This is a genomic window from Stenotrophomonas sp. Steno-Z10-BAI, assembly GCF_056393115.1.
The window spans coordinates 383,612-392,386 of sequence record NZ_JBWJOZ010000004.1 but is presented as its reverse complement, the minus strand read 5'-3'; the positions used below and the strand labels follow the sequence as shown (position 1 = coordinate 392,386).

Here is an 8,775-nt window from a genome sequence, read left to right as displayed (position 1 = left end):
GAGCGACTTCACCATCACTCCATTTCTAAAAGACAAGCAATACAGCCACCTCCTGCCGACGGACGTCTTTGATGGCACCGGATCACTGGTTGAATTCAATGAATTCAAGAGCGGCGATTGCTACACGCAGGAGATTGATAGAAATATACTGATCGCACTGGAGCGATTGAAATTCAGCTACTTCCTTCAAAACCCTAACCATGCCACGAGCGTGGATGGGTATGTCTCAAGCGAAACATTTGAGTGCTTTAGATGCATCGAGCCAAATGAAGACCCCGCCTTTGAACACAAGGTTCACTTTTCAAATGGAATGTACAACTTTTCAAAGTCACTTAAAGCCTACTACAGTTCTCGCATATCATTGAAATTGCAGCCGATTAGACTAAGGGCTTCGGATTTTGACTATGTAGACTACTTGAGCGATGGAACTTCTGAAGAGAGCCACCTCGCCGCCATGAGACTATACAACAGGTGCTGGAGTACTTATTCACTTCACAACAGCATAGACAAGCCAGTTCTGGCAAGGGCCAGCATTGAGGTATTGGCAAAAATTAAATTTCGCAAGAATCCGCTGATAAAATTCATACCTGAATTTTTTGAAATGGCCTTTCTAAGGCTCAATCAGCTGGCAGAGGCGGACGCCACAGTGCGCCGTCTCACAACACTCATCATCCCGAGTCGCGAAGTGCTACAGGACACGGTGACGAAGCAAATTGAATCCATTAGAGAAGCACGTCACAGTTTCGCGCACGAGGGGGTTGAGAGCGAGTCGCTTACCAACATTCCTTTCTACCTTGTATGGTTCCCGCTTTATTGGATGGTGCTATTGAGATTTGAAAAAATGACCGCAAAGGATGGCATCAGGCTTGCCCTGTTCTTTTGTCTTTTGAAGGTTAAACCAGAGTACTGGCAGCACATTGAGCGCTGTACGCCTACGACTCAAATCAAGAGTCATCATTTGGACACCTATGCGCACTACTCCCGCATTCTGCAAAAATGGGCAGAAGAACGACCAGAAGAAGCAAACTTGGTTTTATGTGCCATCCCAAAATGGTTTGGCATCGACGCCCCCCCATCCTGAGTAGTGGACTGGCTTAGAGTTCGGTGCTGATGCTATCTCTCTTGCTGGTCAGCTGCGCGGCGCACTGGGCGGGCGTCGGCCCGAGTTCCATCCGCTGGGTGGCGTCGCCACTGAGATCTTCCGCTATGGCGCGGAGTGGCTTGAGCGCGTGCTGGGGTCAGGTTCCTCCGGCCCCTGCTGAGCATCGCAAGTCCGAAGTCTGAGCGGCATTGGAAGGCCCGGCCGCCATTGAGTGGCCGGGCCTGACACCGTTTGGCCAACGTCCGCTTCCGGCCAGAAGCAGACATCCAAGACGTCGTCCGACTATCAACAACCACCTTGGCGTTTGACTGCTGCGATCAATTAGTAGACTCCTGCTGTCGGGTCTATGATCAGTTGCGCCTTGTTGGTTACGCACCACTGTGCAAGCTCACCTCTAAGCTCCGGCCAAAGGTGCTCGGCCCATGAGGGCGCCGCTCTCTTGAACGCATCTTCAGTTGGGAGGTAGGCAGTAAGAGTTCCCATTGGCAACTCAAGCACGAACGTGCCGCCCGGCCCCGTGCAGACCAATTCTTCCTTCCACCTTGCCCTGAACTCGAAGACGGACATTGGCACCTAGCCACTCAATATTTGAACGCGCGGGACAGATTATCCCATGAATACCCGGCATCCTCTGAGTCGATAGCACTGGTCGAGTTTCTCAGGGGGTCCTCATGTCAGCTATCGGCCAGAAGCGTACGCTCATGCTCGCTCCTCGATGATTAAGAAACCAATGCCCTCCAGCTCTTCGCGGACGAGAGCAGCACCTCGAATAGATGCCTCTCGGGACCGTCCGACCTCATCGGCTGACCAGCGGTCGTCGGAGTCGCCCGGTGATGACCAGTCTATCGACGTGTCAAACCAGGCAATGAGGTAGCTGAGCCATCGCCTGGTGTTCTCGGACAGCGGAAGTGTCCAGTGTTCAACCGGATAGCCAAATCGCTCACGAGCCTCATCATTGTGCGCCCAAAGGCAAATCCCACTACCCGGGTCAAAGAAGTATCTAAGCTCTAAAGCCATGCAATAGGTTCCTTTGCGCGTCACCTAGGCCCGTTTGGGTCGAAAGCGGACTCTAGCATCCTTGGTCGCGTCGTCTGTCGCAAGCACGTCCGCTTTCGGCCAAATGCGGACGCTGAGAAGTTTTAGCGACGGTCTACCTCAGACTGGTTTCTGCTCCTCGCCAAAAAAATGCTACGCGGCGACTTCCCATTGCGCGATTCCGAGGAATCGGTGGATTGTGCAAACTGCGCCCAGGGCACGACCGCTCAATACTGAGTCTAGGCCATTGCCGTGTCGACGGGGAACGCGTGAGCACGCACGGCAAACAACAAGGGCGCCTCTCGGCGCCCTCGTTCGTTCAACTCATTCCCACTCAATAGTCGCCGGCGGCTTCCCCGAGATGTCATAAACCACCCGCGACACCCCCCGCAACTCATTGATGATCCGGTTGCTCACCGTCCCCAGGAAGTCATACGGCAGGTGCGCCCAATGCGCCGTCATGAAATCGATGGTCTCCACCGCACGCAGCGCGATCACCCACTCATACGCACGCGCATCACCGACCACGCCCACCGACTTCACCGGCAGGAACACCGCAAACGCCTGGCTGGTCTTGTCGTACAGATCGGCCTTGCGCAGTTCGTCGATGAAGATCGCATCGGCCTTGGCCAGCAGTTCGGCGTACTCACGCTTCACTTCGCCCAGGATACGCACGCCCAAGCCCGGGCCCGGGAACGGGTGGCGGTAGACCATGCTGCGCGGCAGGCCGAGTTCGACGCCGAGGCGACGCACTTCGTCCTTGAACAGCTCACGCAGCGGCTCCACCAGGCCCAGCTTCATGTGCTCCGGCAGGCCGCCCACGTTGTGGTGGCTCTTGATCACATGCGCCTTGCCGGTCTTGCTGCCGGCCGACTCGATCACGTCCGGGTAGATGGTGCCCTGCGCCAGCCACTTGGCGTTTTTCAGTTTGGTGGATTCTTCATCGAAGATATCCACGAACAGGTTGCCGATGATCTTGCGCTTGGCTTCCGGATCGCTCACGCCTTCCAGCTTGGCGAAGTAGCGGTCGGCCGCGTTGACGCGGATCACCTTGACGCCCATGTGCTCGGCGAACATCGCCATCACCTGGTCGCCTTCCTGCCAGCGCAGCAGGCCGGTATCGACGAACACGCAGGTCAGCTTGTCGCCGATCGCCTTGTGCAGCAGCGCGGCCACGACGGACGAATCGACACCGCCGGACAGGCCCAGGATCACTTCGTCATCGCCGACCTGCTCGCGCACGCGGGCGATCTGGTCGTCGATGATGTTGGCGGCGGTCCACAGGGTTTCGCAGCCGCACACATCCACCACGAAGCGGCGCAACAGCGCCTGGCCCTGCAGGGTGTGGGTCACTTCCGGGTGGAACTGCACGCCGTACCAGCGCTTCTCTTCGTTGGCCATCGCGGCCACCGGGATGCGATCGGTCACGGCGGTGACGGTGAAGCCCGGGGGCGCGACAGAGACGTGGTCGCCGTGGCTCATCCAGACGTTCAACTTCGGCTCGCCACCGTGGTCGCTCAGGCCCTTGAACAGCGCATCCGGGTGCACGACGTTGACTTCGGCATGGCCGAATTCACGCTGGTCGGCCGCTTCGGTGGCACCACCGAGCTGGGCGGCCAGGGTCTGCATGCCGTAGCAGATGCCGAAGATCGGCAGGCCGCTGTCGAACACTTCCTGCGGTGCGGCAGGCGCGCCCGGCAGCGTGGTCGATTCCGGGCCACCGGACAGGATGATGCCCTTGGCGCCGAACGCGGCGATATCGGCCGGGTTGTGGTCCCATGCCCAGATCTCGCAGTACACGCCGAGCTCGCGGATGCGGCGCGCGATCAGCTGGGTGTACTGGGCGCCGAAATCGAGGATGAGGATCTTGTCGTTATGGATGTTGGTCATGGTGCCCGGGCAATGCAGAAGGGGAATACACCGCATCAGGCGCGGTAGTTCGGCGGCTCTTTGGTGATCTGCACGTCGTGGACGTGGCTCTCACGTTGGCCGGCGCCGCTGATCTTGACGAACTTCGGCTTGGTGCGCATGTCATCGACGGTGCCGCAGCCCACGTAGCCCATGGTGGCGCGCAGGCCGCCCATCAGCTGGTGGATGATGCCGCCAACCGGGCCGCGATACGGCACGCGGCCTTCGATGCCTTCTGGCACCAGCTTGTCGGCGCTGGAGGCGTCCTGGAAGTAGCGGTCCTTGGACCCCTTCTCCATCGCGGCCAGCGAGCCCATGCCGCGGTAGCTCTTGTAGGAGCGGCCCTGGAACAGCTCGGTCTCGCCGGGCGATTCCTCGGTACCGGCCAGCAGGCCACCGATCATGATGGTGGAGGCACCAGCGGCGAGCGCCTTGCCGATGTCGCCCGAGTAGCGGATGCCACCGTCGGCGATCAGCGGGATGCGGTCCTGCAGCGCTTCGGCGACCAGGTCGATCGCGGTGATCTGCGGCACGCCGACACCGGCGACGACGCGCGTGGTGCAGATCGAGCCCGGGCCGATGCCGACCTTGACCGCGTCCGCGCCGCTGTCCAGCAGTGCCAGTGCGGCTTCACCGGTGCAGATGTTGCCACCGACGACCTGCACCTGCGGGAAGTGCTTCTTGACCCAGCTGACGCGGTCCAGCACGCCCTGCGAGTGGCCGTGCGCGGTGTCGACCACCAGCACGTCCACCCCGGCGGCGACCAGCGCCTCGACCCGGCGGTCGGTATCGCCACCGACGCCGACGGCCGCGCCGACCAGCAGGCGGGTGGCGGTGTCCTTGGCGGCGTTCGGGTAATCGGTGTTCTTCTGGATGTCCTTGACGGTGATCAGGCCGCGCAGGGCGAACTCATCGTTGACGACCAGGATCTTCTCGATGCGGTTGCGGTGCAGCAGCTGCAGCACTTCATCCGAGGCCGCGCCTTCCTTGACCGTGATCAGTCGATCCTTCTTGGTCATGATGTGGCGGACCGGATCGTCCAGCTCGGTCTCAAAGCGCATGTCACGGTGGGTGACGATGCCGACCAGCTGGCCGCCGCCGTCCACTACCGGCACGCCGGAGATGTTGCGCGCCTGGGTCAGGGCCAGCACGTCGCGGATGGTGGTTTCCGGGCCGACGGTGATCGGGTCGCGGATGACGCCGGCCTCGAACTTCTTGACCTTGGCGACTTCGGCAGCCTGCTGCTCGACGCTCAGATTCTTGTGGATGATGCCCATGCCGCCGAGCTGGGCCATGGCGATGGCCAGGCGGGCTTCGGTGACGGTATCCATGGCAGCCGAGAGGATCGGAAGCTTCAGCCGCAGGTCGCGCGTCAGGCGCGTTTCCAGACTGACATCCTTGGGCAGGATGATGGAATGAGCGGGGACGAGGGAGACGTCGTCGTAGGTGAGAGCTTCAGCCTGGATGCGCAGCATCGGCATACCCGAGATGTGGGGAAGCGCGACATTTTACCCTGATTCGGGCGTCATTGGCAGGGGGCAGGTGCGACGCTGTGTCGCGCCGGCAAACGTCGGTTCAGGACGGTGGAAGGCGACCGATGAATCCGCCAAAGCAACCAGCGGTAGTGCCGGCCGCTGGCCGGCTCCCATGTAGCCCCGCCGTACCCCATGAGGTTGCCGGCCAGCGGCCGGCACTACCGGGAAGCTTTACGGGCTGCCGACCAGCGGCCGGCACTACCTGGGTCAGAAGGCTTCAGCTGCCTCGATCGTATTCTGCATCAGGGTCGCCACGGTCATCGGCCCTACCCCGCCCGGGACCGGGGTGATCCAGCTGGCGCGCTGGGCGGCCGCCTCGAAGCCGACGTCACCCACCAGGCGGCCGTCATCCAGGCGGTTGATGCCCACGTCGATCACCACCGCGCCCGGCTTGACCCATTCACCCGGGACGATGCCCGGGCGGCCCACGGCGACCACCAGGATGTCGGCGTTGCGCACCGACTGCTCCAGCACGTCCTTGGGGGTGAACTTGTGGCAGCTGGTCACGGTGCAGCCGGCGATCAGCAGCTCCAGGCCCATCGGGCGGCCGACGTGGTTGCTGACGCCGACAATGGTGGCGTTGCGGCCGCGCACCGGCTGATCGGTGTGGCCCAGCAGGGTCACGATGCCGCGTGGGGTGCACGGGCGCAGGCCGAACTCGCGCAGGGCCAGATGGCCGACGTTTTCCGGGTGGAAGCCGTCCACGTCCTTGCGCGGGTCGATCCGGTGGATCAGGCGATTGGCGTCCGGGATGCCCGGCAGCGGCAGCTGCACCAGGATGCCGTGGATCTTGGGATCGGCGTTGAGCTGATCGATCAACGTCAGCAGCTCGGCCTCGGTGGTGCCGGCCGGCAGGTCGTAATCGAAGGCTTCGATGCCCACTTTCTCAGCCGCGCGGCGCTTGTTGCGTACGTACACGGTCGAGGCAGGGTCGCCACCCACCAGCACCACGGCCAGGCCCGGACGGCTGCCACCGGCAGCCAGGCGGGCATCGACCCGGACCTTGAGGCTGTCCAGCAGGTCTTCGGCGATGCGGCGGCCGTCGAGAATGCGGGCGGAAGAAGCGGTGTCGGAAGTCGGTGAGCTCATCGAGGGCGGCAGGCGTGGGGGCGACGGTCGTCTATTGTCCCCGATTCGGCCCGCCCCGCCCACCAGTAGTGCCGGCCGCTGGCCGGCAGCCACGATCGCCCGGGCAGCGCCACCGGGTTGCCGGCCAGCGGCCGGCACGACCGGATCCTCATTCTTCTTCGGGCAACTCATCCGCGTTGAGCGTGCGCGCCTTGCGCTTGGGCGCGGTGAACGGCGTGGGCGTCGGCACGCCCGGCAGGGAACTGCCGTAGACCATGTGCGCGCCGGCGATCAGCCCACCACCGGCCATTTCCAGCTCGAAACGCTCGGCATCGCGGCGGCGGATCTCGCGCGCGATGGTCGCGGCATCTTCTTCGTCCAGGCCGAGCTCGATCAGCGCAGCCTCACCGAAGGCCACCGCGGATTCAAAGGTTTCGCGGATCTGGAAATCGACACCGGCGTGTATCAGGCGCAGTGAGTGTTCGCGATCGAACGAGCGCACCAGCAGCTTGGCCTGCGGGAATTCGTGCGCGACCAGTTCGACGATGCGATCGGCCTGCGCACTGTCGTTGACGCACACCGCGATCGCCCGCGCGACACCCGCGCCGGAAGCATGCAGCACATCCAGACGCGTGCCATCGCCGTAGTAGATCTTGAAGCCGAACTTCTCGGCGCTCTGGATCATCTCGATGTCGTTGTCGATGATGGTCACATCCACATCGCGCGCCAGCAGCGACTGACTCGCCACCTGGCCGAAGCGACCAAAGCCGATCAGCAGCACGCTGCCGGACAGGCCGTCGGCTTCTTCGACGCCATCGAGTGAGACTTCACGGTCCGGCATCAGCTTGTCGTGCAGCAGCACGAACAGCGGTGTCAGTGCCATCGAAAGCACCACGATCGCGGTGAGGTTGGCGTTGACCTGCACGTCGATCACACCCGCCACCGCCGCGGCGGAGAACAGCACGAAGGCGAACTCGCCGCCCTGCGCCATTACCACGCCACGGTCCAGCGCCTGGCGATGATCACTGCCGAGGATGCGCGCGACCACGTAGATGCAGATTGCCTTGGCAAACATCAGCGCGAATACGCCGGAGACGATCAGCGGCCAGTTGTTGGCGACCACGGTGAGGTCCAGCGCCATACCGACGCTGAGGAAGAACAGGCCGAGCAGGATGCCGCGGAACGGCTCGATGTCCGCTTCAATCTGGTGGCGGAAGGTGGATTCGCTGAGCAGCACGCCCGCGAGGAACGCACCCATCGCCATCGACAAGCCACCCAGCTGCATCAGCAGCGCGGCGCCGAGCACGACCAGCAGGGCAGCGGCCGTCATCACCTCGCGCGCTTTGGCGGCGGCAAGGATGCGGAACAGCGGATTGAGCAGGAAGCGGCCGACCAGCACCAGGCCGACGATCGCACCGGCGGCGATACCGACGGTGACCCAGCGCGAGCTCTCGCCCGCGTCGCTGTGCACCGGCGCCATGAACGCGACCACCGCCAACAGCGGCACGATCAGCAGATCTTCGAACAGCAGGATCGAGACGATCTTCTGGCCGGTCGGCAGCGCGATGTCGCCACGTTCGGCGAGCAGTTGCATCACCACTGCGGTGGAGGTCAACACGAACCCGGCGGCGCCGATGAAGGCCACCGGCAACGGGAAGCCGAGCAGCATGCACACGCCGGTCAGCACCGCGCCGCAGACCACGATCTGCAGCGTGCCCAGGCCGAAGATCTCGTTGCGCAGACTCCACAGGTGCGAGGGCCGCATCTCCAGGCCGATCACGAACAGGAACATCACCACGCCCAGCTCGGCGGTATGCAGGATGGCCTGCGGATCGGAGAACCAGCCGAACCCGAACGGGCCGATGGCCAGGCCCGCGGCGAAATAGCCCAGCACCGAGCCCAGCCCGAGCCGGCGGAACAGCGGCACCATGACCACAGCCGCACCCAGCAGGGCGACCACTTTCACCAGTTCACTGGCACCTGCTTCCACCGCCATGCGGTTGTTTCCCCGGACTGCACAAGATGGGTCAACGATAGGGCAAAGCGCTGAAGGGCAGTAGCGCGGATGCTGCGTTTTATCGTACTGAATTCAGAACGATGTTGAATCTGGATGCCAGATCATCCCGA

Annotated in this window: 6 protein-coding genes; 1 reads left to right on the top strand and 5 read right to left on the bottom strand. The window is 62.6% G+C overall.

Features of this window, described 5'->3' with window-relative positions; genetic code table 11:
• Positions 1-1,081: hypothetical protein (locus AC06E9_RS13175; RefSeq protein WP_478056195.1), on the top strand; the 1,081-nt coding region annotated here is incomplete at its 5' end.
• 720 nt (positions 1,082-1,801) lie between these two features.
• Here AC06E9_RS13175 and AC06E9_RS13170 read toward each other — a convergent pair.
• The 5 genes from AC06E9_RS13170 to AC06E9_RS13150 form a co-directional block, all read right to left on the bottom strand.
• Complete coding sequence (locus tag AC06E9_RS13170) at positions 1,802-2,119, bottom strand: hypothetical protein (RefSeq protein ID WP_478056194.1); 318 nt, start codon at positions 2,117-2,119, stop codon at positions 1,802-1,804.
• A 342-nt stretch (positions 2,120-2,461) separates the two neighbouring features.
• Entirely contained in the window at positions 2,462-4,027 is a 1,566-nt protein-coding gene (gene guaA, locus AC06E9_RS13165) for a glutamine-hydrolyzing GMP synthase (RefSeq protein ID WP_478056193.1), read from the bottom strand.
• A 35-nt stretch (positions 4,028-4,062) separates the two neighbouring features.
• Positions 4,063-5,520 carry an IMP dehydrogenase gene (gene guaB / locus AC06E9_RS13160; protein WP_176989807.1) on the bottom strand — a complete coding sequence of 486 codons (1,458 nt, stop codon included), beginning with the start codon at positions 5,518-5,520 and terminating at the stop codon, positions 4,063-4,065.
• 267 nt (positions 5,521-5,787) lie between these two features.
• Positions 5,788-6,669, bottom strand: a complete 882-nt coding sequence (folD, locus tag AC06E9_RS13155; RefSeq protein ID WP_152150574.1) for a bifunctional methylenetetrahydrofolate dehydrogenase/methenyltetrahydrofolate cyclohydrolase FolD — start codon at positions 6,667-6,669, stop codon at positions 5,788-5,790.
• Between the two features lie 148 nt (positions 6,670-6,817).
• Positions 6,818-8,644, bottom strand: a complete 1,827-nt coding sequence (locus AC06E9_RS13150; protein WP_121042164.1) for a monovalent cation:proton antiporter-2 (CPA2) family protein — start codon at positions 8,642-8,644, stop codon at positions 6,818-6,820.
• Positions 8,645-8,775 lie beyond the last annotated feature (131 nt).

Excerpts from the sequence above, each read along its gene's own strand:
- AC06E9_RS13170 (WP_478056194.1), bottom strand. The coding sequence starts at position 2,119 with ATGGCTTTAGAGCTTAGATACTTCTTTGACCCGGGTAGTGGGATTTGC.
- guaB (WP_176989807.1), bottom strand. The coding sequence starts at position 5,520 with ATGCTGCGCATCCAGGCTGAAGCTCTCACCTACGACGACGTCTCCCTC.
- folD (WP_152150574.1), bottom strand. The coding sequence starts at position 6,669 with ATGAGCTCACCGACTTCCGACACCGCTTCTTCCGCCCGCATTCTCGAC.
- AC06E9_RS13150 (WP_121042164.1), bottom strand. The coding sequence starts at position 8,644 with ATGGCGGTGGAAGCAGGTGCCAGTGAACTGGTGAAAGTGGTCGCCCTG.
- guaA (WP_478056193.1), bottom strand. The coding sequence starts at position 4,027 with ATGACCAACATCCATAACGACAAGATCCTCATCCTCGATTTCGGCGCC.